General features: G+C 33.4%; 21 protein-coding genes and 1 riboswitch. Of the genes, 6 read left to right on the top strand and 15 right to left on the bottom strand.

Annotation, left to right across the window (positions count from 1 at the left end):
- Positions 1-91 precede the first annotated feature (91 nt).
- From bshA to AC2D6V_RS10340, 8 genes are all read right to left on the bottom strand, one after another.
- Complete coding sequence (bshA, locus tag AC2D6V_RS10375) at positions 92-1,228, bottom strand: N-acetyl-alpha-D-glucosaminyl L-malate synthase BshA (protein WP_484648076.1); 1,137 nt, start codon at positions 1,226-1,228, stop codon at positions 92-94.
- 2 nt (positions 1,229-1,230) lie between these two features.
- Complete coding sequence (locus AC2D6V_RS10370) at positions 1,231-4,149, bottom strand: serine hydrolase domain-containing protein (protein ID WP_484648075.1); 2,919 nt, start codon at positions 4,147-4,149, stop codon at positions 1,231-1,233.
- A 137-nt stretch (positions 4,150-4,286) separates the two neighbouring features.
- The gene (gene serB / locus AC2D6V_RS10365; RefSeq protein ID WP_484648074.1) at positions 4,287-5,510 is read right to left on the bottom strand and encodes a phosphoserine phosphatase SerB; all 1,224 of its coding nucleotides are present in this window, start codon (positions 5,508-5,510) and stop codon (positions 4,287-4,289) included.
- 94 nt (positions 5,511-5,604) lie between these two features.
- Complete coding sequence (locus AC2D6V_RS10360; RefSeq protein WP_484648073.1) at positions 5,605-6,090, bottom strand: ABC transporter ATPase; 486 nt, start codon at positions 6,088-6,090, stop codon at positions 5,605-5,607.
- Positions 6,091-6,135: 45 nt separating this feature from the next.
- On the bottom strand, positions 6,136-6,927 hold the full coding sequence (locus AC2D6V_RS10355; RefSeq protein ID WP_484648072.1) for a (Fe-S)-binding protein: 792 nt from the start codon (positions 6,925-6,927) through the stop codon (positions 6,136-6,138).
- Between the two features lie 9 nt (positions 6,928-6,936).
- Positions 6,937-8,250 (bottom strand): 4Fe-4S dicluster domain-containing protein, encoded by a 1,314-nt coding sequence (locus tag AC2D6V_RS10350; protein WP_484648071.1) that lies wholly within the window; start codon positions 8,248-8,250, stop codon positions 6,937-6,939.
- Between the two features lie 5 nt (positions 8,251-8,255).
- Positions 8,256-9,197 (bottom strand): MlaD family protein, encoded by a 942-nt coding sequence (locus AC2D6V_RS10345; RefSeq protein ID WP_484648070.1) that lies wholly within the window; start codon positions 9,195-9,197, stop codon positions 8,256-8,258.
- 53 nt (positions 9,198-9,250) lie between these two features.
- Complete coding sequence (locus AC2D6V_RS10340) at positions 9,251-10,381, bottom strand: N-acetylmuramoyl-L-alanine amidase family protein (protein ID WP_484648069.1); 1,131 nt, start codon at positions 10,379-10,381, stop codon at positions 9,251-9,253.
- Between the two features lie 277 nt (positions 10,382-10,658).
- Between AC2D6V_RS10340 and AC2D6V_RS10335 the strand changes: the two genes are divergently transcribed.
- From AC2D6V_RS10335 to AC2D6V_RS10325, 3 genes are all read left to right on the top strand, one after another.
- The gene (locus tag AC2D6V_RS10335; RefSeq protein ID WP_484648068.1) at positions 10,659-13,289 is read left to right on the top strand and encodes a putative LPS assembly protein LptD; all 2,631 of its coding nucleotides are present in this window, start codon (positions 10,659-10,661) and stop codon (positions 13,287-13,289) included.
- Between the two features lie 10 nt (positions 13,290-13,299).
- Positions 13,300-13,680: a RidA family protein gene (locus AC2D6V_RS10330; RefSeq protein ID WP_484648067.1), complete on the top strand. Its 381-nt coding sequence runs from the start codon at positions 13,300-13,302 to the stop codon at positions 13,678-13,680.
- A 195-nt stretch (positions 13,681-13,875) separates the two neighbouring features.
- Positions 13,876-14,916: a GMP reductase gene (locus AC2D6V_RS10325; RefSeq protein ID WP_484648066.1), complete on the top strand. Its 1,041-nt coding sequence runs from the start codon at positions 13,876-13,878 to the stop codon at positions 14,914-14,916.
- Between the two features lie 256 nt (positions 14,917-15,172).
- Here the strand turns inward: AC2D6V_RS10325 and AC2D6V_RS10320 are convergent, their stop codons facing one another.
- From AC2D6V_RS10320 to AC2D6V_RS10305, 4 genes are all read right to left on the bottom strand, one after another.
- Entirely contained in the window at positions 15,173-16,585 is a 1,413-nt protein-coding gene (locus tag AC2D6V_RS10320) for a fasciclin domain-containing protein (RefSeq protein ID WP_484648065.1), read from the bottom strand.
- A 450-nt stretch (positions 16,586-17,035) separates the two neighbouring features.
- Positions 17,036-17,515, bottom strand: coding sequence for a PAS domain-containing protein (locus AC2D6V_RS10315; protein WP_484648064.1), 480 nt, complete (start codon positions 17,513-17,515; stop codon positions 17,036-17,038).
- Between the two features lie 106 nt (positions 17,516-17,621).
- Positions 17,622-17,749, bottom strand: a riboswitch (cobalamin riboswitch).
- 29 nt (positions 17,750-17,778) lie between these two features.
- On the bottom strand, positions 17,779-18,384 hold the full coding sequence (locus tag AC2D6V_RS10310) for a pyridoxamine 5'-phosphate oxidase family protein (RefSeq protein ID WP_484648063.1): 606 nt from the start codon (positions 18,382-18,384) through the stop codon (positions 17,779-17,781).
- A 20-nt stretch (positions 18,385-18,404) separates the two neighbouring features.
- Positions 18,405-19,352 carry an NAD(P)H-dependent flavin oxidoreductase gene (locus AC2D6V_RS10305; RefSeq protein WP_484648062.1) on the bottom strand — a complete coding sequence of 316 codons (948 nt, stop codon included), beginning with the start codon at positions 19,350-19,352 and terminating at the stop codon, positions 18,405-18,407.
- Positions 19,353-19,643: 291 nt separating this feature from the next.
- Here AC2D6V_RS10305 and AC2D6V_RS10300 point away from each other — a divergent pair, with 291 nt between their 5' ends.
- A complete protein-coding gene (locus AC2D6V_RS10300) occupies positions 19,644-20,144 on the top strand; it encodes a nicotinate-nucleotide adenylyltransferase (RefSeq protein ID WP_484648061.1) in 501 nt (166 codons plus the stop codon).
- Between the two features lie 109 nt (positions 20,145-20,253).
- Here AC2D6V_RS10300 and AC2D6V_RS10295 read toward each other — a convergent pair whose 3' ends face one another.
- Both AC2D6V_RS10295 and dnaK read right to left on the bottom strand, forming a co-directional pair.
- The gene (locus tag AC2D6V_RS10295) at positions 20,254-21,489 is read right to left on the bottom strand and encodes a class I SAM-dependent rRNA methyltransferase (RefSeq protein WP_484648060.1); all 1,236 of its coding nucleotides are present in this window, start codon (positions 21,487-21,489) and stop codon (positions 20,254-20,256) included.
- Between the two features lie 231 nt (positions 21,490-21,720).
- A complete protein-coding gene (gene dnaK / locus AC2D6V_RS10290; protein ID WP_484648059.1) occupies positions 21,721-23,628 on the bottom strand; it encodes a molecular chaperone DnaK in 1,908 nt (635 codons plus the stop codon).
- A 221-nt stretch (positions 23,629-23,849) separates the two neighbouring features.
- On the opposite strand from dnaK, the gene AC2D6V_RS10285 reads away from it, so the two are divergent.
- Entirely contained in the window at positions 23,850-25,271 is a 1,422-nt protein-coding gene (locus AC2D6V_RS10285; protein WP_484648058.1) for an L-serine ammonia-lyase, read from the top strand.
- Here the strand turns inward: AC2D6V_RS10285 and AC2D6V_RS10280 are convergent, their stop codons facing one another.
- The gene (locus AC2D6V_RS10280) at positions 25,272-25,733 is read right to left on the bottom strand and encodes a nuclear transport factor 2 family protein (protein WP_484648057.1); all 462 of its coding nucleotides are present in this window, start codon (positions 25,731-25,733) and stop codon (positions 25,272-25,274) included.
- A 122-nt stretch (positions 25,734-25,855) separates the two neighbouring features.
- On the opposite strand from AC2D6V_RS10280, the gene panB reads away from it, so the two are divergent.
- The gene (gene panB, locus AC2D6V_RS10275; RefSeq protein WP_484648056.1) at positions 25,856-26,674 is read left to right on the top strand and encodes a 3-methyl-2-oxobutanoate hydroxymethyltransferase; all 819 of its coding nucleotides are present in this window, start codon (positions 25,856-25,858) and stop codon (positions 26,672-26,674) included.
- The last annotated feature ends 52 nt before the right edge of the window (positions 26,675-26,726 follow it).

The raw sequence follows: 26,726 nt of genomic DNA, 5'->3' as shown, positions 1-26,726 counted from the left end.
TAATAAATATAAACGCGAGTTAATAGCTTGCGTTTTATCTATCTAATTTTTAAAAAATATTATATAATAAAAAAATAACTTACATCAAAAATTAAAGTACCAAACACTTTGTTAAGGTGTCTTCATAAATAGCTTCATATTGTGGTACAATGGCATGCAAATCAAATTTTAGAGATTCATTTCTAGCATTCGATTTAAATGATTTTAAGCGCGCATAATCACTCAAAATATATAAGGCGTTTTTAGTCATATCTTCAATATCTCCAACATCGCTTAAGTATCCTGAAACGCCTTGTTTATTTACTTCTGGAATACCTCCTGTATTACTTGAAATAACTGGAACTCCCGACGCCATAGCTTCTAAAGCTGCTAGTCCAAAACTTTCAGTTTGTGATGGCAATAAAAATAAATCGCTGAAACAAAGAATTTTATCAATTTCGTTACTTCTTCCAAAAAATATAACCTTATCCAAAATACCTAATTCTTGACATTGCAATTCTATGTTTTCCTTTTCTGGCCCTTCCCCTATAAACATGAGTTTAGCGGGAATTTCTTTTTGAATATTATAAAATATACTTATAACATCTTGCACACGTTTTACTGGTCGTAAATTACTAATATGCGTAATAATTTTTTCGTTATCATTCGCCATCATTCCACGCTGGCAGTCTGTAAAATTGTGATTATATTTCTCTAAATCGATAAAATTTGGAACGACATGAATATCATTTTTTATATCGAATAAACGTAAAGTATCTTCTTTTAAACTACTAGACACAGCCGTTACAGCATCCGATTTATTAATGCTAAAAGTAACCGCTGGTTTATAAAAAGGATGGCTCCCAACTAACGTAATATCTGTTCCATGCAATGTGGTAACTATTGGCACATAAATACCTTCTTCCTGTAGCATTTTTTTTGCCATGTAAGCTGCATATGCATGGGGGATGGCATAATGTACGTGGAGAATTTCTATTTTGTGCAATTTAACCATATCTACCAATTTACTTGATAGAGCTAGTTCGTATGGCTGGTAATGAAATAATGGATATTCAGGCACATTTACTTCGTGATAATGTACATTATTACTAAGTAACTCTAGCCTAACCGGTTGATTATATGTGATAAAATGTATTTCATGACCACGTTTTGACAACTCAATTCCTAGTTCTGTAGCAACAACGCCACTTCCACCAAAAGTGGGATAACAAACAATTCCTATTCTCATAATTAATCTTCTATCGCTTCGTATATTAAGCGTTGTATTTCTGTTCTAATATTTTCTCTTAACAGCAAATTTTTCCCAGCTTTTGGATATGTCCTATTTGCTAGAAACACATAAACTATTTCCTCTTCTGGGTCTGCCCAAGCATAGGTTCCGGTAAAACCAGAGTGTCCAAAACTTGTCATAGAAATACAACCACATGTTGGGCCAGTATCACTTAACTGGGGTTTATCGAAACCTATACCTCGCCTATTGTCTTTTTCACAATAATAGCAGGTGTTAAATTTATTCATGGTTTCCGTTTTAAAATAACGCTTACCACCATAAAAACCTTTTTGCAAAAACATCTGCATTATCTTTGCCACGTCATTTGCATTACTAAATACTCCGGCATGTCCACCTATTCCATTCTGCATTGCCGCCCCCATATCGTGCACATAACCATGTACCTCTTGATACCTATAATAATCATCAACTTCAGTTGGAATAATTTTTTTACTACTGATTTTATGATATGGATTATACAGGGTATTATTTGCCCCTAATGATTCATAGAAATGGTTCTGCACTAATTCTTCTAATGTTCTGTCGTAATGATGCTCAATAAATTTCTTTAATATGTAATATGGAAAGTCACTATATCTATATCTAAGTCTATCAAGAAGCTCGGACTCTTTAATGATTTCTTGAATAGAATCTTGATAATCTGACCTCAAGAATAAGTTTTTAGAAACTTCTATATTGAATCTAGCGGTTTTTTGATTTCTATAATAATCACCACTAGGTTTCTTTGTAATTGAATCTAAAGTTCTATAATAAAAAGGCTCCCAAGGACGTAATCGGGCATAATGAGAGAGCATTTGTTTTATGGTTATATCTTCTTTATTTGAGCCTTCGTATTCAGGTAATAATTCGGGTAATTTACTATCTAATGATACAATACCCTGCTCTTCTAATTCCATTAAAAGCGGCAAAGTTGCTAATATTTTTGTTAAAGATGCAACATCATAAATATCGTCGCTACTTACTTTCTCATTTCCTTTATAAGTATGTTTGCCGAAATTTTTGTTGTATATAACTTTACCTTTCCTCGCGACTAATAATTGAATTCCTGGGGTCATTTTTCCATTAACAGCAACATTGGCAACAGAATCAATTCGTTTTAATCTTTCTGAATTCATTCCAACTTGTTCTGGTAATCCGTAACTCAATCGGTTTATAGCACTGTTTTCAATACCATCACCAATATTAAAAAATTGACCAGCAGAAACGGGTAATTTCCCTCTGGATGGAATGGCTCCGAATATAATTTGTGCTGATTTCTTCTGAGCAATCTCGCTGTTTTGATAGCTAACAATCACACTTTCAATATTCACTAAATTTTCTATATCTATTAGTGCATAAGGCTTAACAAAAATATCCAAAACAACTTTATGTGTTTCCGCAATTTCATCAATCCATGTCAATTCTTCCTTAGTAAATTTATAGCCTTTCCATGGGCTTTTATTTGAACGATGTAGACCTATTACAACTGTATTATATGGCTGTAGTTTCTTTGTCAACTCGGTAAAATTGTTAGAATAAATTTGATGTACTTTTGAATACTTTTTTAGCTCGTTAAAAAATACTGAGCCGCTATCGTCACCAAGTTTTACATAAGCAATAGATTTTGTTTCTAATTGACGAAATGGCACTAATTCACTTTTGTTTTTTACAATGGTAATGGCATTTTCAATGAGATCTTCATAGAGTAAATCATCTTGAAGCCTGTTTAAATCTTCAACTAAATTATAAAGTCCAATAGGCTCATAATTATTTAAACCTACTTTATACTTTGCTTGAAGTATTTTTTTTACAGAATTTTCTAATCGCGATTCTTTAATTTCATCATTATTTATAGCCTTCATTATTTTTGAAATGCCAATACCTACATCTTCCGACATAAGCATTACATCGTTTCCTGCTTTAAAAGCTGCTAAATCTATTTCTCCAGTTTCACTAAAATCTGCAGCACCTTTCATTGTCAAAGCATCTGTAAAAATAAGACCTTGAAATCCTAGTTTTTCTTTTAAAATATCTGTAACAATGTGTTTTGATAAAGAAGAAGGATAGCCTTCTCTTGACTCTAAACTAGGAACATTTAAATGCGCCACCATTACACTTGAAAGCCCTTCTTTTATTAATTGCCTATAAGGATAAAGTTCTATGGAATCAATACGCTTTTCATTAAAACTTATTGTTGGTAATGTATGATGTGAATCTTGTTCTGTATCTCCATGTCCAGGGAAATGTTTGGCATTAGCCAAAACACCAGCACTTTGCATACCTTTCATGAAAGCTGACGCCTTTTCAGTCACATTGTCTCTATCTTCTCCAAAAGAACGGTTACCGATAATTGGGTTCTTCGGATTCGTGTTAATATCTACTACTGGAGCAAAATTGAAATGAACACCTAGCCTTTTACAATGTTCGCCAATATGTTTTCCTGCTTTCTCAATTAATTTATTGTCTTTTATGGCTCCTAAAGTCATATTCCATGGGAATGCATAAGTTGAATCTAAACGCATGCTTAAACCCCATTCGGCATCCATTCCAATAAGCAAAGGTGTTTTGGAGAGATGTTGCATTTCATTATTTAAAGTTGCTTGACGCACGGGGCCACCGTTTGAATATATAATCCCGCCAATATGATGTTCTCTAATTAACTTAATTAATGCATTTTTTGATTTTACATCTTGATTAGACATCACTTGAACCATATACAGCTGACCTACACGTTCCTTCATATTCAGTGATGCATAGACACTATCAACCCATTTTTGCTGTGATTCTTTATCACTAGCTATAAGCGGATTTGTATTATTTTGACTAAAACCTGAAAATATTGTTGAAAAAACGAAGCTTAATAAAAAGAATGGGCGCATAAAATAAATTCATTATGTATTAGTACACTCTTGTAATACTAATAATCATGCCAAAATAATACTTTTAAAAAGAAGATAGAAAGACTTTAAGATAGTTTTATAAAGAAGCTTATAAACAATATTTTAATGATAAAAGACTATTCTATTAGGTCGATATGTCTATCATGATAACCCAACAAATATAGTACGCCATCTAATCCAATACTCGATATAGAACTTTGTGCATTATCTTTTACTGTTGGTTTTGCATGAAAAGCGATGCCTAAACCTGCTAAATTAAGCATAGCAAGGTCATTAGCTCCATCGCCAACCGCTATGGTTTGACTAATATCGATACCTTCCTTTTTTGCAATTTCTTGCAGATACTCTGCTTTTTTATTACCGTCAACAATCTCACCAAGATAACCTCCTGTTAACACACCATCTTTAATTTCCAATTGATTGGCATACACATAGTCCATACCCAACTCTTTTTGTAAATAGTGCCCAAAATAAGTAAAGCCACCTGATAGAATTGCTGTTTTAAATCCATAACTTTTCAAGGTGTCAATAAGTCTTCTAGCTCCTTTGGTGATTGGCAGATTGATTGCGACATCATGCAATACATCTTCACTTAACCCTTTAAGGAGTTTCATACGCCTTTTAAAGCTTTCATTAAAATCTATTTCTCCTTGCATTGCAGCTTCAGTAATAGCTTTTACCTCGTCGCCAACACCTGCTAATTCAGCCAATTCATCAATAACCTCTGTTTGAATGAGCGTTGAATCCATATCAAAACAAACTAAGCGCCTGTTTCTTCTAAAAATATTATCTTCTTGAAATGCAATATCAACATCTAAATCATGAGAAATCTGCATAAATTTTTCAGTAAATTCAGCTTTGTTTTTTATTTTTCCTCTTATAGATAATTGTATAGATGCTCTTGGGTATTCTTCCTCCTTTACAAGTGATAAACGCCCAGTAAGCCTTTTTATAGAATCAATATTCATATTTCTTTCTGAAATTACTTTAGTAACCTCAGATATCTGCTCAGCAGCAAGTTTTTCACCTAAAATAGTTATGATATAGCGATCTTTCCCCTGAAGTCCAACCCAATTCTCATAGTCTTCGAGTGTAATAGGTGTAAACTTAGCCTTGATGCCCAATTCATAAGATTTAAAAAGTAAATCCTTTAATACAGCTGCCGATTTTTTACCCTTCGGGATTTCAAACAATATTCCTAAGGATAAAGTGTCGTGTATATTAGCCTGCCCTATGTCCAGAACTTTTGCACCATATTCGGCTAAAACACCTGTTAAATTTGAAGTTAATCCAGGTTTATCCTGTCCAGATATATTTAATAGGAAAATATCGTTCGCCATAATTGCACTTTTACTTTTTGCAAGGTGTAAAAATCATTATTCTAATTGAGATATGAAAGTTTTTTTTAGGTATACTTTTAAAATTGTAAGTTACCTATTTAACGAATCGACTATGCCAACTTTCACTTGCTGGCACCTCCCAATTTTCTTTAAATTCAGCAATATTATTGACTAAATTATTAAAGACAATGGTTTTTTTAGAAATGGCTTTATCTTTTGCCATTTTTCTGAAATCTGTAAGCGATTTATACGCAACATAATCACCTTGTTTGTAAGACACGTTCATTTTATCCATTAAATCAACTTTGTATTCTTTTTCAAGTTGTTGAATAAAATGAACTGAGGCATCAATAGAACAACCAGTTGCGTTGTTTAAATTCTGATTTAATCCTATTACGATAAAACGCTTATATTCAATTGAATAACCTGATTGCAAATCACTACCGTGAGCAGTCCAGTTTTCAATAAATATGTTGAGCTTCGATTTGAGTTCTTCTAGTTCTTGTTCAGAAAATGAACGATTGGCTTGGTATATCCAAACGCGAGATTCATTGGGTAACGTATTGAAATCTACTAACATGAATTTGATTTACGAATTATAAATAAAAGTTTTGATAACAGAATTTTATAAATCCTGTGCATTAGCTATTAATTCAGCGATATCCATAACAGTAACGTCACTTTCTTTCTCTTTAGCCTTTACGCCATCTGTCATCATGGTATTACAAAATGGACAACCCGCTGCTATTATTTCTGGCTTTACATCTAAAGCTTGTTCTGTGCGCTCTACATTAACATCCTTATCTCCCTTTTCCGGCTCTTTAAACATTTGAGCACCACCAGCACCACAGCATAAACCATTACGTCTGCAATTTTTCATTTCCACTAGCTCAGCTTCTAATTTCTGAATTAATTCTCTAGGAGCTTCATAAACGTTATTTGCACGTCCTAAATAACATGGGTCATGAAATGTAATGCGTTTACCTTTAAATTTTCCACCCTCTATCGTTAAGCGTCCTTCATCGAGCAAGTTTTTTAAAAATTGGGTGTGATGCATCACTTCATAATTACCACCAAGACCAGGGTATTCATTTTTTATAGTATTAAAACAATGCGGACATGCAGTAACTATTTTTTTTACTTCATAGGCATTAAGTACTTCAATATTGGTTACAGCTTGCATTTGAAATAAAAATTCATTGCCTGATCGTTTTGCAGGATCTCCTGTGCAGCTTTCTTCTGTACCTAAAACAGCAAATTCTACTTGTGCTTTGTTTAACAATTTAACAAAAGCCTTTGTTATCTTTTTTGCTCTATCATCAAAACTACCTGCGCATCCAACCCAAAATAACACTTCTGGTTCTTTGCCCTGAGCCATAAATTCTGCCATGGTTGGCACTTTCAGTAATTCGCTCATTATATTAGTTTATTCGTTTTTCCAATTTAATCGGTCCATCTGGTTATAAGGCCAAGGTGCGCCATTATTTTCAATATTGGTCATCATGTTATTTAATTCCGATGGAGCTGCGGATTGTTCCATAACTAAATAACGACGCATTTCTAAAATGATTGATAACGGGTCGATACTTACTGGGCAAGCTTCAACACAGGCATTACAAGATGTACAAGCCCACAATTCTTCTCTAGAAATATAATTATCTAATAATTGTTTACCGTCTTCTTTATATACACCTTTATTCGCATCAATATTCTTTCCGACTTCTTCCAAGCGATCTCTAGTGTCCATCATTATTTTTCTCGGAGACAATTTTTTACCGGTTTGGTTAGCTGGACATTCGCTGGTGCAACGACCACATTCAGTACATGTGTAAGAATTGAGTAGTTGTACCCAATTTAAATCATGTACATCACTTGCTCCAAATTTAGCTGGAACTTCATCATCTGCCCCTTCTGCTGGTGTAGCAAATGGGTCGACGTTTGGATCCATCATCATTTTAACCTCTTTGGTAACGGCCTCAAGATTATTGAATTGCCCTTTAGGTTTTAAGTTTCCAAAATAAGTGTTGGGAAAAGCTAATAAAATGTGTAAATGTTTAGAAAAATATAAATAGTTTAGAAATATTAAAATTCCAATAATGTGCAGCCACCAAGCACTTCTTTCAATTAAATGAAGTGTTGTTTCCGAAGCGCCATTAAAAAATGGCAGTATATTCTGGCTAATTACATTTCCAGAATTCATGGCTTGAAAATGACTATCTGTAGCATTCATAATAAGGAATAGCGTCATTAACACCATTTCAAAATATAAAATGAAATTTCCGTCATTTTTTGGCCAGCTTGTCATTTCGCTTTTCCAGAAACGTGCCAATTTTATAACGTTTCTTCTAATCCAAAAAATGGTAACAGAAATAAATACTAAACATGCAAGAATTTCAAAAGCGCCAATTAAAAAACCATATATAGATACTGGCAATACTTTTAACCCGATTCTATGTGTTCCAAAAATGCCATCAAGAACAATTTCTAGAACTTCAATATTAATAATTATGAAGCCCAGATAAACTATAACGTGTAGAATTCCGGCAATGGGACGACGAACCATTTTACTTTGGCCTAGAGCAATCAACGCCATGTTTTTCCAACGCTGCGATTTATTATCACTAACATCAATGTCTTGCCCTAACTTAATGTTTCGAAAAAGCTTCTTGACGTTTCTTGCAAAATATCCAACTCCAAAAATTAGAATTATAGCAAAAAGTATATTTGGTAAATATTCCATAAACACTAATTAGATTCTTCTTCGCTATATGGAATTTCCTTTTTAGAAAGTATTCTGAAATAACGCTTTGGATGTAATTTAATATCGCGAAGCAATTCTTCCATTTCTTTCGAAACGCCTTTCAAATTATTATATAACGCATCATCTTTAAGTAGCTTACCCATAGAGCCTTCTCCTTCTTCTAGGTTTTTTAAAATTTTATCGAAGTTTTGAAGTGATGATTCTAGATTATTAATCGTTTTATCTAAATTACTTTTAGAAATAGAATTTGTGATTTTTGACAAATTTGAAGTCAACTCATTAGCATTGGTTAAAACACTGTCAATATTTGCTTGATTTCCTTTAATAACTTGATTTAAGGAAGTTGATGTGTTTTCAAAAGATTGAATTGTAGAATTTAAACCTGCAATACTTGATTTTAGATTCGACTTAGTTTGTTCATCAAAAACATCATTTAAATTAACTAGAAGTGAATCTGCACTCACCATCATCTTTTCAATTTTTTCTTGCAACGGTGTAAGCTTTTGATTTACAAGCTCGGTTAATCCTGCTTTTACAGAACCTTCAAGGCTACTACCACTAAGAGCCTTTTCTGCATTATCCAAAGCTGGTAAAATAGCAATTGCTTTTCCTCCAATAAGACCAGCTTCGTACAATTCTGCTTTGCTATTCTTAGAAAATTGAAAATCATTGTCAACTAAAAGCTTTACTAATAATTTCCCAGAGCCATCTTTTTTAAAGCTAATATCGATGACTTTACCAACATTATTCCCACTAATAGTAACGGGTGAAGAAATTGCTAACCCTTCTACATTATCATACTCGGTAAAGAAAGTACGCGATGAGTCTAATAAATTTTGTCCTTTTAAATAATTGAACCCGAAAATGAAAAGGATAATTCCTGCAATTACAAGAATGGAGGTTTTAACTTCTTTTGATAGCTTCAAAATAAAATATCTTTTAGATGAACAAATTTAAGATAAATTTAAAAAGAATGAATTTAATTCGCAGTTGTTTTTAAAGCCTCTGCTAAAGGTATTTTCTTTCCATTCTTAAATGCCACTATGAAACTGCTTGAATAACCCTTCTTTATTGCCAATTCTTCTAAATCTTTAGTTTTATCATAGCTTGAAGTTTCTCCATAAAAATATTTGTATAAGCTTCCTTCTTTAAGCCTCGATATTTCTTGCAATCCTTTAAAATTATAAGGCTTTAAATCTAGAGCTTTAGAACTAGCTGCTATTTGGATTTTGAATTTTATAGATTCTTTTTTATTAGCAATGTCTTGAGAGTTTTCTCTTGGAGAATTATCTATATCCAAATGACTAAAACCTAAATTTAAACTTTCTAGATATTTTACAGTAGCATTAAATAAAGATTTGGTCATAACATTCTTTCCCTTCTTAGAATTCAAAAAATCTTCTTCTTTTTTATGAGTAAGAAAACCAAGTTCAACTAAAACACTTGGCATATATGTATAAGCCAAAACATAAAATATATTTTGTTTAACGCCTCTGCTTCGTCTCTTGCCAGTAACTTGAAATTCCTTTTCTATATAACTAGCAAACCTTATGCTTTGATCCAAATAGTCCTCCTGAGCTAACGTGAGTCCTATTAAGGATTCTGGCGAATTAGGATCAAAATTCTTATAAGTAGATTTATGATCGTCTTCCAAGAAGATTACCGAGTTCTCCCGCTTTGCAACCTCAAGATTTTGTTTATTTTTTGTTGTTCCAAGTACATATGTTTCGGATCCATAAGCTGTTCCTTTCTTACCAGGTTGGGCATTACAATGAATTGATATAAATAAATCTACATCTTTATTGTTTGCAACTTTCGCTCTTCCATTCAACGTTGGGAAAACATCTTTACTTCGGGTATATACAATATCTATATTCGATAAGTTCTGTTTTAGCATTTTTCCCAATGCTAAAGATACATCCAAGGCAATATCTTTCTCGGTAGTTTTATATCTACCTGTTCCAGGAGTACCTGAATCCCTGCCTCCGTGCCCAGGGTCAATCATGATAACAAAATTATCAGAATTAGTTTGTGCACTAGCATTTTCAGCTTTGCAAAACGTTAATACTATTATAAAGAATACGAAAAGTAAACTATTACTCGTTTTCATATGGTAAATATTGCTTTAATTCGTTTAGTCTTTTTATTATATGTTAAATAATTTTTATTCTGGCCTAATAACGATTAAAAAACTAGGTTTATTACCCAATCAACTTGAGTACAGGCTTAATTTTAAATTTTTAATTAAAATAAATTAATCCCAGAAAAATATATGTAATTTTGGCTTTTCAAAAACCGAGCCATACTTTTACAAAAATACATTAAAAGCGTTGCACACAAACAAGTTTAAAATACTTTTTGCCTTAAGTTTTACCGTGTTTATTAACATGTTTGGCTTCGCCCAAGATATCCCAAAAAAGCCGGATGCTATAAAACCCAATGTCGTAAAAGAGGATAGTTTAATAATATCTACAGATAGTATTCTTGATCTAAAAGAAATCACCGAAAGAAAACAAGATTCAACAATAAGTGATTCTATAAAACCTAAAAAAGGACTTTTAGAGAACATTGTTAAGTATAAAGCAAAAGATTACACCTCATTCAATAAAAAACTGCAGAAATTATACTTGTACAATGAAGCCGAAATAGATTACGGCGACATGAACATAAAGGCTGGTAGCATAACCATTGATTATAGTAAAAATGAAGTATATGCCAAAGGAATTAAAGATTCTACTGGCTATAAGCAAGCACCTGTTTTTAATCAAGCTGGTAATATTGTTGAACCTGATTCTATTTTATTTAATACAGAGTCGGAAAAAGCACTAATTTATAATTCAATAAGTGAACAAGGAGAGGGTACTGTAATTGCTAGTATTACAAAACGAGAAAATGATTCTGTCTTTTTTATAAAGAATGCTAAATATACTACTGCAGAAGATTTAGAAGACCCTGAATATTATATCAAGCTAAGAAAAGCGAAAGTAGTTCCTGGAAAAAAAATTGTAACTGGTCTTGCTAATTTATTTATTTATGATGTCCCTACACCAATAGGACTCCCTTTTGGCTTTTTCCCGCAGAGTGAAAAGAAAACATCCGGTATTATTATCCCAAGTTTTGGTGAACAAAATGATCGCGGTTATTTTTTGCAAAATGGTGGTTATTATTTCGCCATAAGTGATTACTTTGATTTAGCTGTTTTTGGTGATTATTATACAAATGGAAGTTATGGTATAAGAGCAGAGAATACCTATGCCGTTCGATATAAATTTAGAGGAAATCTGGGATTTCGATACGAAAATTTAATCACCAGTGAACGTGGTTTTCCAGACTATGCAAAAAACACGATTTATAATTTGCGATGGACCCATAGTCAAGATAGTAAGGCAAATCCAAATTCGCGTTTTTCTGCATCGGTTAACTTAGGAAGCAGTACTTATTATAGATCGTCACTAAATCAAATTAATACAGGTAATTTCTTGAACAATACCTTAGCTTCTTCGGTTTCGTATTCAAAAACATTTCAAGGAGAGCCACAAGTTAACTTTAGTGTTACTGCAACACATTCTCAGAATACACAATCTGAACAAATAAATATGACCTTACCTACCTTTCAAGGAAGTGTTGGCAGAATTTTTCCCTTTGCATCTAAAACAGGTAGTAACAAAGGAATCATTCAAAATATCAATTTGCAATACAATTTAAGAGGAGAAAATAGAATTCAAACGTCAGACTCTCTCTTTTTCAAAAAAGAAATGTTTGATGATGCTAAGGCAGGTTTTCAGCATTCAATACCAATTAGTACCAACTTTAAAATATTTAAGCATTTTAGCGTGAGCGCAAGTACTAATTATAATGAAGTTTGGACATTTAAGACCATAGATAAAACTTACGACCAAGAAAAACAAGAAATTGTTACTGATACGATTAATGGATTTGATTCCTTTAGAACTTATAATTTTAGCACGAGTTTAGGTACAACCGTTTATGGCATGTATACCTTTGAAAAAGAAGGGCAAGACAAAAAAATAAAAGCTATAAGGCATATTATGCGGCCTTCCATTAGCTATAATATAAATCCAGCTTTCGATAAATACTACGATACCGTTGAAGTGGTAAATGCCGATGGTGAAACAGAAAGCGAAGTAGAATTTACAAGATTTGAACAAAGTATTTTTGGAAGACCTGGAAATAATTTTTCTAGTTCCATGGGCATTGCTCTATCAAATAATCTAGAAGCCAAAGTCCGAGATAAGGACAGTACAGCAACAGAACCAAAAAAAATTACTTTACTTAATAACTTAAACTTTTCTACGTCGTATAATTTTGCGGGTGATTCATTACAATGGAGCCCAGTGAGAATGACCGGGGGCACACAATTTTTTGACAATAAAATGAGTGTAAATTTTGGTGCTACGCTCGACCCCTATGCCTTAGATAATAATAATAATCGCATAGATAAATTTAATATAGACAATGGTGGAAGTCTCTTTAGGCTAACGAGTGCTAATTTAACTATGAGCTATTCTTTGTCAAGCAAGGGAAATAATGACAACGGTGGAGATTCACAAAGAAATAATCGCCCTGAAGATGTCCTCCCTAAAAATTTAGATTTTGCTAATGAGCAAATTAATGGCGAGGATGAGGATGATGAAGATGAAAAACCTGGAGAATTATACAATTACCAAGTTCCTTGGAGTTTACGATTAGCATATGCAGTAAACTATAGTAATAGTAGGCGACAGAGTGAAATTTCGTCCCATTCACTTATGTTTTCGGGCGATATAGAGTTGTCACCAAAGTGGTCGGTAGGTGCTTCCTCTGGTTACGATTTAAAAGATAGAGGGTTTACCTATACACAGTTTAGATTTGAGCGTGATTTGTTGAGTTGGCGTATGAGTTTTAGTTGGGTTCCTTTTAGTGCCAGAAGTTCTTGGAATTTCTTTATAGGAATAAAATCAAGTATTTTAAAGGATTTGAAATACGAAAAACGAAGACAACCAGACCAACAACTTTAACACCTATATCATGAAAAAAATTATCCATACTGCAAAAGCTCCTGCTCCTATTGGACCTTATAGTCAAGCGGTTTTAGTAAAAGACACGCTTTATACTTCTGGGCAAATAGCTATTAATTCTGAAACTGGAAATTTGATTCTTAATGATATTAAAAATGAAACAAATCAAGTCATGATTAATTTAAAAGCGGTTTTAGAAGCTGCTAACATGACTTTCGATAATGTTATCAAATCCTCAATTTTTATAAGCGACATGGATAACTTTTCTCAAATTAATGAGGTTTACGGAAGTTATTTTGATGACGCCAACGCACCAGCAAGAGAAACTGTTCAAGTGGCCCGTTTACCAAAAGATGTGAATGTTGAAATTAGCGTGATAGCAATAGCTTAACAGCATTACATATTCCTTTCTATATTTTATAATTTTGTTTTAAAAACTGTTCTCTATACATCACGCTAAGGCGTGACACTCGAACTGACATTTTATTAGATTACAAAGTATTGTCAATATTTTAAAACATATATTTTCTTTTTTTTATCGCTAAAAAGGCTAATTTTAGGGTACAATAATTTAAGTACTTGAAAGATGCGCATAGAATATGAAATTAAATTAGGTTTTAAAGATGTAATGATACGCCCTAAGCGTTCCACATTACAAAGCAGATCGCAGGTGAATTTAGTTCGCGAATTCAAATTTTTACATAGCCCAATTACTTGGAAAGGTATTCCTATTATGGCTGCCAATATGGATACAGTAGGTACTTTCGATATGGCTAAAGCCCTTTCTAAAAAAGGCTTATTTACGGCCATTCATAAGCATTATTCATTGGAAAAGTGGAGCACATTTTTATCCACACAATCGGATGATATATTAAATTACCTTGCTGTTAGTACTGGGGTTGGTAAAGACGATTCACAAAAACTAAAAGATATCTTTCAACTAAATTCAGATTTAAAATTCATTTGTATAGATGTCGCTAATGGCTATTCTGAATATTTTGCAGAGTTTGTTAAGCGCACCCGTGACACCTATCCAGACAAAGTTATTATAGCTGGTAATGTGGTTACAGGCGAAATGGTTGAAGAACTTTTATTATCTGGAGCCGATATTGTAAAAGTGGGCATTGGCCCTGGGTCTGTTTGTACCACTAGAGTAAAAACTGGTGTTGGCTATCCACAACTATCTGCCATTATAGAATGCTCTGATGCAGCCCATGGTTTAGGCGGGCAAATTGTAAGTGATGGTGGCTGTTCTTCTCCTGGAGATATTGCAAAAGCCTTTGGTGCAGGAGCCGATTTTGTGATGCTAGGTGGTATGCTTTCAGGACATGACGAAAGTGGTGGCGAAATAATTGAACATAATGGATTACCATACCGAAAGTTTTACGGCATGAGTTCTGCGACCGCAATGAAAAAACATGTTGGAGGTGTTGCCGATTATAGAGCCAGCGAAGGCAAAACAGTAGAAGTGCCTTATAAAGGTGAAGTGGAGTCTACCATTCAAGATATTTTAGGCGGACTACGAAGCACATGTACCTATGTTGGCGCTGCGAGATTAAAAGAACTTACAAAGAGAACTACTTTTATTCGAGTTGCTGAACAGGAGAATACGATTTATTCTAAATAATTATTTGTCATTCCTGCTAATCCCGATAGCTATCAGGAAGGAATCCATAGGCATTAAATATGGATTCCGCATCAAGTGCGGAATGACAAAACATTAATAAAAATTGTTGGATTCTTGATTAATCTCTGAACTACAGATATTCATAACAAAAAAGGGATATGACTTTGTATAATGTCATATCCCCTTTCAATCAACCAAACTAAACTAACTAATTCAAATATTTTTCTTTTTCATTTTACTATTATTCATGTATAATTTATGGTACTAAAACAGCATCTACAACATGTATTACGCCGTTTGTTGCTTGTACATCTAATAAACTAGGAACTAAATTGGCTGTTCCCATGCTTGATGTTGTAATTGATAATCCAGATAAGTCGAAAGAACCACCAAGTGTTCCTACTGGACGATTTGATAAATCACTAGAATATATGCGTCCTTCAGCAACATGGTATAATAAAATGCTTGTTAAAAGAGCAATATCCTCTTCAGTATCGAAATCATCTAAGGAGCTATATCCTGGTAATGCACCTAATAAATCCAAAAATGCTTGATTTGTAGGAGCAAATACCGTTAGTTGTGGAAACGGCCCATTACCCGATAATACATCAACTAATCCTGCTTTTGTCGCTGCTGCTAACAATACTGAGAATTCTGGAGCAAAGCTGCTAGCTAATTCAACCAAATTCATAGTTGGTGGCATTAAAACTTTATTTATACCGTGTATGACACCGTTTGTCGCTTGAACATTAGCCGCAATGACGCCTGCATTATTAATCATAACTCCTGAAGTTAAATCTACTTCAACTGCTGCCCCATTCAAAGTTGGCACATAACCATTACTTAATTGGTTGCTAAAAACATAGCCATCAACAACATGATATAATAATATTTGTGTTAATAAATCAACAGGAATATCATCCAGACTATTAAAATCTTCAGAGGCATCTAGCAAATCTAAAAATGCTTGATTTGTTGGGGCAAATACTGTGAATGGACCACCATTAGTTAATGTGCCTCCAAGGCCAGCTTTAGCAACTGCATCATATAATATTGAAAAATTATCATTCGTGTCTGCTATTCCAGCAATACTCATTGTTGGTGGAAATAACACGCTATCTATAACATGTACTACACCATTTCTAGCTTTTAAATCGGCCATAGTAACCTTAGCGTTATTAACCAATACGCCATTGTCTATATTTATAATTACTTCTTCACCGTTTGCAGTACCTACAGGGCCGTTTTCTAACTGAAAGCTATATACTGGCATTCCAACAACGTGGTATAATAAAATGTCTGCTAAATTATCAACCGTTGTAATGTTTTTTGTTGTTAAACCTAAGGCAGCAAAGGCTTTATCGGTAGGTGCAAAAACAGTTAATCGGTTTCTTGATACTGTACTTGCTAATTTTGTTCTAGCCAATGCTTTACTTAAAACGTTGAATGTTGGTTCGTAGTCTGATGATTTGTTATTCGAACTCTTAGCCGCTGCGCCACCTTGATTGAAAGATTCTAATAGTTCAACTATTGTTGGTCCTTCTGCCTCAATTTCTAATACTTCTGCGTCTTCATTACTACAAGAAAATGTAAATAAAGCTAATGCGAATACTAGTATAGGTAACTTAAAAAGATTTGGGCGTCTGGTTTTAAATAACTGTGTTTTCATTTTGATTTTGTTTAACATTTGTTAATATTTATCAAACATAATACATTTTGTTTAACTTTTTATTCTTTTCATTCAACAAAAAGATAAAGTGTATAAAAAAATCGTTCAATGGTAATTTTGGACGATATATTTCATATAAACTCAAATTTAAGTGTTTGGATAAAGCACTATTGCTCTTTATATACTGTTGTTTTATCTTTAATGATTTAGGTTCCTTTTAATGACTTAAATATTTTATATTTCTAATACATAGCCTTAAACAACACTAATAAGTTAGATAAAAAAATTTGTCACTTTGGGCATTGATGAAATGAATTTATCTTTTCATTTAAAGCACAGTAAATAGTTGTTTTTTGGGATTCGACTGCGCTCAACCTGACATTGTAGTTAAATAGCGGATAAATATAAATTAGATATTTGGCAAACCAAATTATATTGACATTTAGTAACTTACATTCTAATTTTTCTTTCTAACGCCAATAAATGAACTAGTTTATTGTTTCTATCTTTTAATTGATAGATATCTAAATTACAATTATAGGCATCACCATTCTTTTTATAATTGATAATTGACGTATTGAATGGGGTGTCTTTCTTTAGGTTTTCTCGTATGGATTCTAAAGAAGATTGTGATGTATTTTTTCCTTGTAAAAAACTTGGACGCTTACCTTCTGCATAATTAGCTGGGTATCCTGTCATTTTAGTAAAACCCTTATTAACCCATTCTATTTGTTGCTGGCTATTGGTTAATACAGCTGCTTCAAAATCGGAATTAGTTATTAGTTCTTCAATATTAAAAACCCAGCCATATTCCTTTTTGTATACATTTAAAATGTCAATCTCTACTTGCTTGTTGAAATGCTTTGCTTGGTTTACTAAATACATTCCATAAATGTCCCAACATTTTAACGGTCCTTGTTTAACCTTCATAGCTTCATTATTAAAGTGCAGTGTGAATGAAGCCAATTTGGTGTTTAAAGTGCACACCAATATATTATAGAATATATCTTGACCTAGCTTCAAAACGCGAAAGCACATGGTTAATATGTAAAGGCAAGTATCTGGCTTGTAATTTGCATTACTTACAGTTGCGCGACAGCTTGTGATTTTAACACAATTCCTTTTTAATTAGCGAAAAGCTAAACCTTTATAATAAATTCGAAGATAACATTTTAGAAACTCTATAGCAAATATTATAAATCTTTTAAGTAACGATTTTCCATAGTTTCTCTAGTTTCTGGAGCATCGCTAGTACCTAATTGATCTTTTAGCATCTGCCCTATTGTTGGAAAAGATTCTCTGTCGATTTGAGTGGATACTTCCCATAATTTAGAGCGCATGAAGGCTTTGGCACAATGTAGAAATGATTCCTCAACCGTAACACAAATACATCCTATAGGCTTATTTTGTTCATTTGGAAACAACTCTAAATGTGATTTATCTGTAGAAAGATAGGCACTGCCATTAACACGCAAAGTTTCATTGACTCCTGGAATTAAAAATAATAAGCCAACACGCCCAGTTTCAATAATATTAGAAATACTATCTACTCTATTATTGCCTTTGGCATCAGGAATTATAAGAGTGTTTTCATCTAAAACCTTCACAAAACCGGAGCTTCCACCTCTAGGAGAAGCATCCTGCTTACCAGCTTCACTTGAAGTTGACATCACTAAAAATGGTGAAGTGTCTATAAAATTAATGGCGTGTTTGTCTAATTTTGGAAGAACTTTGTCTTTTGCTCTTCCCTTAGGATAACCGTATAATTCTCTAAGTTGTTTTTGATTGGTGATTTTCATTCTCCAAAGTTACGAGAAAATCATTGAACTAATTTCCTAATAATATCTTTTACAGGAAGTATGGCCTCGGTATGTTCTATACTTGGACCAGCCACCCAAACAGTTTTGTATGTTGCTTTGGTTGCGGCATTTTTAGTAGCGTTCATGCCTATTGAGAAACGAATCATTTTAACCCATTTCTTGAGTCTTTTGTTCTTGTTTAGTATGGATTCAATCCAAGTTTGCTTCGTGCCAATTTTTTGAACGTAAGGTGTGTTAATCACAGTACATGGTGTACCAGAAATACGCTCTGTCATTACAATATCTTCTGCTCCATAATCCACGCAGGCTTGTTTATACTCTTCGGTAACATTAGCTTCTATAGATGCTATAAAAGGACTTCCCACTGAAACACCTGCAGCTCCATAACTAAGCATCTTATCAATATCTGCTTTACATCCAACACCTCCAGCAGATATTACTGGAATGTTGCAATTGGAACTCAATTGCTTAGTTAGCTCCTCCGGGGAAAGCTCACCTCTATGTCCTCCTGCCTTACTATTTACTGCTATAATGGCATCGGCCCCTAATTCTTCCACTTTTTTGGCGAATTTTAAATCGGTTACATCACAAAATACTTTGATGCCAACCTTATGTGCCTGCTTTATAGTCTCCTCTGGACTACCTAAAGATGTTATAATAAAATCACATCCTTCCTCACAAATAACTTTTAACTGCCCTTTATACTTGACATTCGATTTGTTAACTATTAAGTTGAATCCAAACGCTCCTCCTTCAGGTTTTGCTGCTTTTAATTCACGTAAGGCAACATGTAGCTCATTTAAAGTTCTATAATTTAAAGCTGGAATACAACCCGCAATACCACCATTCATAGCCTCTTTAACCATTGGCACATTAGAAACCAAGAACATTGGAGCTTGTATAATTGGGTACTTTATTTTGAGAAGTTCTGTGAGTTTTGTTTCCATTGTTAAAAATTGATTTCAACAAATATAATAAATATATCAAACTATTATGCGTGCATAATAACCAACAAATAATATTACAAACATTCTATCAATAAAATTTTTAAATGACCGATAATGATACTTTAACAAAACAATTTTCGCAAGCTAATTAATTACTTACATTTTAATTTAATAATAAACTATAACTAAAAATGAAAAATGATAATGCAACCCTTCTAGACTGATAGATATCATTGTGAGAATTTTACAAAAAATATATCTTCATCATATTAATCATAAAACCTTAATATCATGAAAAAATCAATTTTAAATTTAGTTGTTTTTTGTTTGACATTTGGGATGTATTCTCAAATCACTCAACTACCCGAAGTTACTATAACAGCAGTGAATTATAAATATCTAAACGCTGTTGAAAATGAAGACGTCGATCTAAATGTACAAATGCTCCAAGAACAAGTAGCTATGTACGATTTAAAAAATTCAGATCTCTATGGTGATGAATATAGTACTTATACAGTATCTTTCTTCATACCTAATGGAAAAATACTAGCTGCATATGATGGGGATGGTAAGGTTATAAGAACTATTGAAAAATTTAAGAATGTGAAATTACCTAAAAATGTTAGAAACGCAGTCTTTAAAAGATTTCCTAATTGGTCATTAGAGAAGGATGTTTATCTAGTAAATTATCATAATAAAAATGAAAAAGTTTCCAAGGAATATAAAGTGAAACTTAAAAATGGTAAAAAAACTATGAGAGTAAAATTAGCAGAGAACGGAAATTTTCTGTAATTTTTAAATGTTATTAAAATAATAAGCCTAAAAAGTGTAATCATTGATTTGATTGCACTTTTTTAATTAAAAATGCAATGCTAATATTTTTTCAGTAACACATTAAAAACTATGCCTCATTAATAATACGATAATAGCCACATTTTAAATACGCCCCTTCTGAAAATGAAATTGGATGATCTAAATCATGTTGGGTTTTTAAGACAACTTTGAAAGGTCTATTTGATGAAGCTAAACTTTGATAATTAATCTCTAAAAAATCTTCAACTAAGACTCTTGATGAACAAGATGCTAAAACTAACAAACCATTTTTAGCGGTTAATTTCACTCCTAATTCTGCCAATTGCGCATATTTCTTTTTGGCCAAATCAATTTCAGAAGCCTGTTTAGCAAAACTTGGTGGATCGATAACCACAACATCAAACGTGATTTTATTTTTAATGAGATTTTTTAATTCAACAAAAGCATCACCTACAATGGTTTTATGTTTACCTGAGTAATTATTTAATTTACCATTTTGAATAGCAATCTCCAAAGCTTGTTTGCTAATATCCAAGCTAGTGACTTCTTTCGCACCATTATATAAAGCATGAACTGAAAATCCGCCAGCATACGAAAACACATCTAACACCGTTTTGCCTTTACTCCACTCGCCTACTTGTTTTCTATTGGCGCGATGGTCTAAAAAATAACCTGTTTTATGGCCTTTGATTACGTTTGCAGAAAAATTGACTCCATGTTCTACGAAGTTTACAACTTCATTTCTTAAAGTTCCATAAACCACTTCACCATTTTCAAGTTGATGTCGTTTTGATTTTTCTAAACCTCTACTTAATCGAATAACTACAGTTTCTGCTTCTGAGGTTTCTTGTAAACTTGGTATGATGGTTTCTAAATAAGGCAACCATATTTCAGAATATATTTTTACAACTAAAACTGAGGCATAAACATCCGCTATTAACCCTGGGAAACCATCGTTTTCACCAAATAAAAGACGGTAACTGTTTGTGTCTGTTTTTAATAGTGATTGTCTTTTATTATATGCTATTTCAATTTTATTATTAAAAAACGCTGCATTAATTTCTGCTTTTTCATGGCTACTATGGAGCATTTTAATGCGAATTGGCGAACTAGCATCATATAATCCCAAGCCTACAACGCGATTTTTATTCTTTCCAAAAATGATAGCTAAGTCTCCAAATTTTGCGTCGTCATTTATCTTAGTAATATTATTTGAAAACACCCACGGATGCCCTTGTACAACAAATTGTTCTCCTTTGGAGTTAAGTTTAACTGCTAAACGTTTTGGTTTGTAATTTGATTTGATTTTTGGAGAAAAGGACATTAATATAAATTAGACATCGAAAGTACAAAACTTCTATTTCATAACAACCTAATAAATAGGATGTCATTGTGAGGACGAAGGACGTGACAATCTTTTTAATTTAAACTCATTCATTAACAGATTGCCACAGCTAACAAAAAAGTTAGCTTCGCAATGACACAAAACAAAAAAACGCAACCAAATTAATGATTGCGCTTTATAACTTCAGTCTTCCGACTTCGAGCTTTTATCTTACTTCACTTCTTCGAAGTCTACGTCTTCAACATCACTACCTTCTGCTTGTCCGTTTTGGCTAGCATCTGGTCCTGGTTGCGCATCACCTCCACCTTGTGCGTCAGCTTGTGCTTTGTACATTTCTTCAGAAGCTACTTTCCAAGCTTCGTTTATTTTATCTAAAGCAGGTGTGATAACTTCTAAATCTTTAGTTTCGTAAGCTTTCTTCAACTCTTCTAAAGCTTCTTCGATTGGTTTTTTCTTATCATCAGATAATTTATCACCAAACTCCTCTAATTGTTTTTCAGTTTGGAAAATCATAGAATCTGCTTCATTCAGTTTTTGAGCTTGCTCCGCTGCTACTTTATCTGCTTCTGCATTTGCTTCTGCATCTGCTTTCATTTTTTGGATTTCTTCTTCACTTAAACCAGACGATGCTTCAATACGAATATCTTGTTTCTTGCCAGTTGCTTTATCTTCTGCAGATACTTTAATAATACCATTCGCATCAATATCAAACGTTACTTCAATTTGTGGCGTACCACGTCTTGCTGGTGGAATATCACTTAAATGAAAACGTCCAATTGTTTTATTATCTGCCGCCATAGCGCGTTCACCTTGTAATACATGAATCTCTACTGATGGTTGATTATCTGCTGCTGTAGAGAATACTTGAGATTTCTTAGTAGGAATCGTTGTATTCGCTTCAATCAACTTAGTAAATACATTACCCATAGTTTCGATACCTAGAGATAACGGAGTTACATCTAAAAGTAATACATCTTTAACATCGCCAGTTAAAACACCACCTTGAATACCAGCTCCTAAAGAAACAACTTCATCAGGATTAACACCTTTACTTGGGGCTTTTCCGAAGAACTTCTCAACAGCCGCTTGTACAGCAGGAATACGTGTAGAACCACCTACTAAAATTACTTCATCAATATCACTTTTACTTAAACCAGCCGCTTTTAATGCAGAGGCACATGGCTCAATAGTACGTTTTACTAAATCGTCAATTAACTGTTCAAATTTAGAACGCGTTAATGTGCGTACTAAGTGCTTAGGTCCGCTAGCCGTAGCCGTTATATATGGTAAGTTAATTTCTGTTTGCGCAGAAGACGATAATTCAATCTTCGCTTTTTCAGCAGCTTCTTTTAAACGTTGTAAAGACATTGGGTCTTTACGCAAATCCATATTTTCTTCAGCATTAAACTCATCGGCTAACCAGTTAATGATTTTCTCATCAACATCATCACCACCTAAGTGTGTATCACCATCTGTTGAAAGTACTTCAAATACACCATCACCTAATTCAAGGATAGATACATCATGCGTTCCTCCACCAAAGTCAAAAACCACTATTTTTTGGTCAGTCCCTTTTTTGTCCATACCGTAAGCTAAAGCTGCAGCAGTAGGCTCGTTAATAATACGTTCTACTTTTAAACCAGCAATTTCACCAGCTTCTTTAGTAGCTTGACGCTGGCTATCATTAAAATAAGCAGGGACGGTAATTACAGCGCGTGTTACATCAGTTCCTAAATAATCTTCGGCAGTTTTCTTCATTTTTTGAAGAATCATTGCTGATAATTCTTGAGGCGTATACAAACGACCTTCAATATCAACTCTAGGCGTATCATTATCACCTTTTACTACTTTATAAGGTACACGTTCCGCTTCTTTTTTAGATTCAGAATATTTGTTACCCATAAAACGTTTAATAGAATAAACTGTTTTAGTAGGGTTTGTTACCGCTTGTCTTTTCGCTGGATCACCAACCTTAATCTCTCCTCCTTCTACAAATGCAATCACCGATGGCGTAGTACGTTTACCTTCCGCGTTTGGGATTACAACAGGCTCGTTACCTTCCATCACAGAAACGCAAGAGTTGGTTGTTCCTAAATCGATTCCAATAATTTTACTCATAATATATTTTTTTATTGTGTTGAATGTTCATTTTTAAATTCAAAATGTATAAGTCAATCATTATGCCAACTGAAAATATCTGACACAGTGTCAGATTTTATTCAGTTTGCAGTCCTAATACCAATTTTTAATAAAAAAACAAGCCAGAATCTTTTAATACAAGTAGCTCTAGAAGACCAAAAAACAATTTATATTTGCCAAGCTATAACGTTTGCGTAATTATGGAATGTATTTCAGTTTTTGATATGCTAAAGATTGGTATTGGGCCTTCAAGTTCTCACACACTCGGTCCTTGGCGAGCTGCTGAACGATGGATTGCTGAACTTAAGAACACTAACAAATTTGACGACGTAGAAAAAATTACAGTCGACCTGTATGGTTCTTTATCGCTAACAGGAAAAGGGCATGCAACTGATTTTGCGGTAATGCTTGGTTTAGGTGGCTCCAACCCTGAAACTATTCCAACTGACAATATTGGAAAAACTATTGAACAGATAAAAAACACCAATACATTAAACTTTAACAATGAAAAAGTTTTAGAATTTAATCCAGAAACAGATATCGTTTTCAATAAGAAATTTTTACCATTTCATTCAAACGGAATAACTTTTACTGCCTTTATTAATGGAAAGAATTCAAAATCGACCTTCTACTCTATTGGTGGTGGTTTTGTTGTTAAAGAAGAACGTACAAACCATAAAAAAAATTTTGAAATAAAATGCTCATTCCCTTATCCTATTGATAAAGGCACTGAACTTATACAATTTTGTAAAAACTTAAGCCTTCCCATCTCTCAGGTTGTTTTAGAAAATGAAAAGTCTATTCGAGATGAACAAGAAATTGATTTTAAACTAAAACGTATTTGGGATACTATGTTAGAATGCATGTACGTTGGATGCCATACAGAAGGAAATCTTCCTGGAGGTTTAAATGTAAGACGGCGCGCGTTTGATATGCATAAAAGTTTACGTGGAAGCTCTCCCTACTCTAATCCAGTAGAATGGATTTATGCTATTAGAAATACTGAAGTAAAATTTAGACAAATACTTAAATGGGTAAGTTGTTTTGCTCTGGCTGTAAATGAAGTGAATGCGTCGCTTGGTCGGGTGGTAACTGCACCAACCAATGGAAGTGCAGGTGTTATTCCTTCGGTTCTAATGTATTATTTAGTTATTGAGAATCATGACGGTAATTTTGAAGATATTAAACGATTTTTATTAGTGGCAGGTGAAATTGGAAGTATTTTTAAAAAAGGAGCAACTATAAGTGCTGCGATGGGTGGTTGTCAAGCAGAAATTGGTGTGTCTTCTGCTATGGCAGCTGGAGCTCTAACAGAACTACTAGGTGGTACACCAGAGCAAGTATTAATTGCTGCCGAAATTGCCATGGAGCATCATTTGGGATTAACTTGCGATCCTATTGGTGGCTTAGTACAAATACCATGTATTGAACGGAATGCGATGGGCGCTATTAAAGCCATTAATGCCGCAGAATTGGCTTTAGATACTAATCCTGAAAATGTAAAAGTACCACTAGATAAAGTTGTAAATACTATGTGGGAAACAGCAAAAGATATGCATTCTAAATATAAAGAAACCTCTAAAGGTGGTTTGGCAGTAGGTGTTAACTTAACAGATTGCTAATCAGCTTTTATCACAAGTAGATTTTCTTCTAGTATCAATTAAATAGATGATTTTCCACTGATCACCATCTTTAAATAATTGAAATGAGTTAACTCCGCAATGACTAAAATTATCATTAAACCAGAATTCATAAGATGCCCAAGCATTTGCCATATTACCATCAACTTGAATACTATAATCTAAAAGGCGTTCATCCCATTTCTGGTCTTCGGGTCTATTAGCTATGGCGTTTATTAATTTTCCCGGTTCATCATTAACCAAAATATCTTTTCCTTCTTTGTTTCTATAAGCAGTCTGCATAATTACCTTATTCATCATAACAGATTTCATAAGAGTTGTATCTCCTTTATGAAATCCTTCAAAAAAAGTATCAACAGCTGCTTTTACTTTTATTTTTTCTTCCATTTGTGCTTCCATTGTAGATGTTAATAATAAAACTAAGACTACTACTACTCGTGTCATTTTTATAGAATTTTAAACTAATTTATAATATCGAGATTAATTCTGCTCGCTCTTAAAGAAAAGTTTAACACTATACTTTTTAATTTATTACTTTTACAAGCTATCACTTTAAACAAATTTATATGTCTGTTGCCAAGAAAGAATATAAACGTATTACTGTAAAAACATTAGTAGATATGAAAGCTAATGGTGAAAAAATATCTATGCTTACGGCCTATGATTATACCATGGCAAAAATTGTTGATGGTGCAGGTGTTGATGTTATTCTTGTAGGCGACTCTGCAAGTAATGTGATGGCTGGTCATGAAACCACACTTCCTATTACGCTAGATCAAATGATTTATCATGCCTCATCTGTGGTTCGCGCTATATATCGAGCTTTAATTGTGGTTGATTTACCTTTTGGAAGCTACCAAAGTGATCCAAAAGAAGCATTGCGTTCTGCAATTAGAATTATGAAAGAAAGTGGTGGGCATGCTGTAAAAATGGAAGGTGGCAAAGAAGTTAAAGAATCTATAAAGCGTATTTTAAATGCGGGAATTCCTGTTATGGGCCATTTAGGACTAACACCACAATCTATTTACAAATTCGGAACATATACTGTAAGAGCAAAAGAGGAACAGGAAGCTTTACAGCTTTTAGAAGATGCCAAAATGCTTGAACGAATTGGCTGCTTTGGAATTGTATTAGAAAAAATTCCAGCGGCATTAGCTAAACAAGTTGCGGAGAGTGTTAGCATTCCTATTATAGGTATTGGTGCTGGTAATGGTGTAGATGGTCAAGTACTTGTGCTACATGATATGCTTGGTATGACTCACGAATTTAATCCGCGATTTTTACGGCGTTATATGAACTTATATGAAGACATGACAACTGCTATGCAACAATATGTAACTGATGTAAAAAGTCATGATTTCCCTAATGACAGTGAACAATATTAAGTTTTCTGTCACAGTCTCAGTATTCTACTTCACTCATATGTCTTAAAATTTT

It is taken from the genome of Algibacter sp. YIN40 (assembly GCF_057219435.1).
The sequence above is the reverse complement of the archived record's forward strand: the minus strand, read 5'-3'. Positions and strand labels throughout refer to the sequence as shown.

Coding starts and splice junctions, on each gene's coding strand:
- panB (WP_484648056.1), top strand. CDS start 25,856: ATGTCTGTTGCCAAGAAAGAATATAAACGTATTACTGTAAAAACATTA.
- AC2D6V_RS10310 (WP_484648063.1), bottom strand. CDS start 18,384: ATGAAAATCACCAATCAAAAACAACTTAGAGAATTATACGGTTATCCT.
- AC2D6V_RS10300 (WP_484648061.1), top strand. CDS start 19,644: ATGAAAAAATCAATTTTAAATTTAGTTGTTTTTTGTTTGACATTTGGG.
- AC2D6V_RS10360 (WP_484648073.1), bottom strand. CDS start 6,090: ATGTTAGTAGATTTCAATACGTTACCCAATGAATCTCGCGTTTGGATA.
- AC2D6V_RS10370 (WP_484648075.1), bottom strand. CDS start 4,149: ATGCGCCCATTCTTTTTATTAAGCTTCGTTTTTTCAACAATATTTTCA.
- AC2D6V_RS10285 (WP_484648058.1), top strand. CDS start 23,850: ATGGAATGTATTTCAGTTTTTGATATGCTAAAGATTGGTATTGGGCCT.
- AC2D6V_RS10340 (WP_484648069.1), bottom strand. CDS start 10,381: ATGAAAACGAGTAATAGTTTACTTTTCGTATTCTTTATAATAGTATTA.
- dnaK (WP_484648059.1), bottom strand. CDS start 23,628: ATGAGTAAAATTATTGGAATCGATTTAGGAACAACCAACTCTTGCGTT.
- AC2D6V_RS10315 (WP_484648064.1), bottom strand. CDS start 17,515: ATGAAGGTTAAACAAGGACCGTTAAAATGTTGGGACATTTATGGAATG.
- AC2D6V_RS10330 (WP_484648067.1), top strand. CDS start 13,300: ATGAAAAAAATTATCCATACTGCAAAAGCTCCTGCTCCTATTGGACCT.
- AC2D6V_RS10335 (WP_484648068.1), top strand. CDS start 10,659: ATGTTTGGCTTCGCCCAAGATATCCCAAAAAAGCCGGATGCTATAAAA.
- AC2D6V_RS10350 (WP_484648071.1), bottom strand. CDS start 8,250: ATGGAATATTTACCAAATATACTTTTTGCTATAATTCTAATTTTTGGA.
- bshA (WP_484648076.1), bottom strand. CDS start 1,228: ATGAGAATAGGAATTGTTTGTTATCCCACTTTTGGTGGAAGTGGCGTT.
- AC2D6V_RS10355 (WP_484648072.1), bottom strand. CDS start 6,927: ATGAGCGAATTACTGAAAGTGCCAACCATGGCAGAATTTATGGCTCAG.
- AC2D6V_RS10305 (WP_484648062.1), bottom strand. CDS start 19,352: ATGGAAACAAAACTCACAGAACTTCTCAAAATAAAGTACCCAATTATA.
- serB (WP_484648074.1), bottom strand. CDS start 5,510: ATGGCGAACGATATTTTCCTATTAAATATATCTGGACAGGATAAACCT.
- AC2D6V_RS10295 (WP_484648060.1), bottom strand. CDS start 21,489: ATGTCCTTTTCTCCAAAAATCAAATCAAATTACAAACCAAAACGTTTA.
- AC2D6V_RS10325 (WP_484648066.1), top strand. CDS start 13,876: ATGCGCATAGAATATGAAATTAAATTAGGTTTTAAAGATGTAATGATA.
- AC2D6V_RS10320 (WP_484648065.1), bottom strand. CDS start 16,585: ATGAAAACACAGTTATTTAAAACCAGACGCCCAAATCTTTTTAAGTTA.
- AC2D6V_RS10280 (WP_484648057.1), bottom strand. CDS start 25,733: ATGACACGAGTAGTAGTAGTCTTAGTTTTATTATTAACATCTACAATG.